The sequence below is a fragment of the Mycobacterium sp. genome (assembly GCF_049683355.1).
Classification (GTDB): Bacteria; Actinomycetota; Actinomycetes; order Mycobacteriales; family Mycobacteriaceae; genus Mycobacterium.
On sequence record NZ_JBAUJB010000331.1, the window covers coordinates 1 to 1,586 of the forward strand.

Here is a 1,586-nt window from a genome sequence, read left to right on the forward strand (position 1 = left end):
GCCGGGCCCCGTGTCCCAGCGCCGCCGAGTACACCGCGCCGGCCGCGACGTCCGCGACCGCCCCGGCCACCGAGGTGCCGCCGCGCTGCACACCGACCGACACCGCATACGCCTCGATCCCGTACAAGAAGTTCACCGTGCCGTCGATGGGGTCGAGCACCCAGGTCAGCTCCCCGTCCGCCCCACCGGTGGATCCGCCCTCCTCCTCGCCGAGGATGCGTTCGCCTGGGCGCAGTTCGGCCAGCCGGCCCCGCAGCAGCCGTTCGGTCTCGGTGTCGACCACGGTGACCGGGTCGGTCGCCGTGCTCTTCGAGCGCACCGCATGCGCCGCCGACGCACCCCCGCCACCAGCGCCGAAAACCTCCAGGCGGCGCTTCCTGACAAACTCCGCCGCCTCCGACGCCAACTGCTCGGCCAACGAACGAAGCTGCACAGGGCCGGTGTCCGAATGGGTCACCCACTCATCGCAACACACCCGGCGATCGCAGACGATTCGGGATGCAGGACCGACCCGCATCCCGATGGGCGAGCCGATAGTGTGTGGAACGCACCTGCGCAGAGGAGCTCGAATGACCGCCACTTCATCGTCCGGTCCAGCCGGTACCGAATCCGGTTCCGGGGCCCGCCGCGGTTTCGGCGTCGACGTCGGCGGCAGCGGCGTCAAGGGCGGCATCGTCGACCTGGACACCGGGTCGCTGATCGGTGAGCGGTTCAAGGTACTCACCCCCCAGCCGGCGACGCCAACGGCCGTCGCCGAGACCATCGCCGAGGTCGTCGCGCATTTCGACTGGCAGGGACCGCTGGGGGTGACGTATCCCGGGGTGGTGACCGACGGGATCGTGCGGACCGCCGCCAACGTCGACAAAGGCTGGATCGGCGCCGACGCGCGCGAGGTCATCGGCGGGGCGCTGGGCGGGCAGCGGGTGACCGTGCTCAACGACGCCGACGCGGCCGGACTCGCCGAAGAGAAATTCGGTGCCGGCCGGGACAACACGGGCGTCATCGTGTTGCTGACGTTCGGCACCGGGATCGGCTCGGCGGTCATCCACAACGGCGTGCTCCTGCCCAATACCGAGTTCGGTCACCTCGAGGTCGGCGGCAAAGAGGCCGAGCACCGCGCCGCCAGTTCGGTCAAGGACCGCAAGGAATGGTCGTACGAGCGTTGGACGGAAGAAGTCACGAAAGTGCTGGTGGTGATCGAGAACGCGATCTGGCCGGACCTGTTCATCGCCGGCGGGGGCATCAGCCGCAAGGCCCACAAATGGATTCCGCTGCTCGCGAACCGGACCCCGGTGGTCGCGGCGGCACTGCAGAACACCGCGGGCATCGTCGGTGCCGCGATGGCAGCCGAGACCGACGTCACCGCTACTCACAAGTAACCCCACTGGAACCCGGTGCGGCGGCGTCAAATTTGCCGCTCGGCGCAGCACCCACCCACACTGTCGTTACAATGGTCGACGGCGGCCGCCTACCGAGTAGCGGCGAAGCATCCCGAGTTGAGATCAACGCCGACATTCGACATAGCCGACACTTTTCGGTGGCGCACGTGTGCGCGCCGGAACCAGCACGACCGAAAGGGTGTACGT

Annotated in this window: 2 protein-coding genes; one reads left to right on the forward strand and one right to left on the reverse strand. The window is 68.7% G+C overall.

The window, feature by feature from the left end; translation table 11 throughout:
• The coding region (locus WA944_RS19255; protein WP_526609369.1) for an inositol monophosphatase family protein at positions 1-457 on the reverse strand (457 nt) is incomplete at its 3' end.
• A 112-nt stretch (positions 458-569) separates the two neighbouring features.
• Between WA944_RS19255 and ppgK the strand changes: the two genes are divergently transcribed.
• Positions 570-1,379 carry a polyphosphate--glucose phosphotransferase gene (ppgK, locus tag WA944_RS19260; protein ID WP_526371971.1) on the forward strand — a complete coding sequence of 270 codons (810 nt, stop codon included), beginning with the start codon at positions 570-572 and terminating at the stop codon, positions 1,377-1,379.
• Positions 1,380-1,586: the final 207 nt, after the last annotated feature.

Excerpts from the sequence above, each read along its gene's own strand:
- ppgK (WP_526371971.1), top strand. The coding sequence starts at position 570 with ATGACCGCCACTTCATCGTCCGGTCCAGCCGGTACCGAATCCGGTTCC.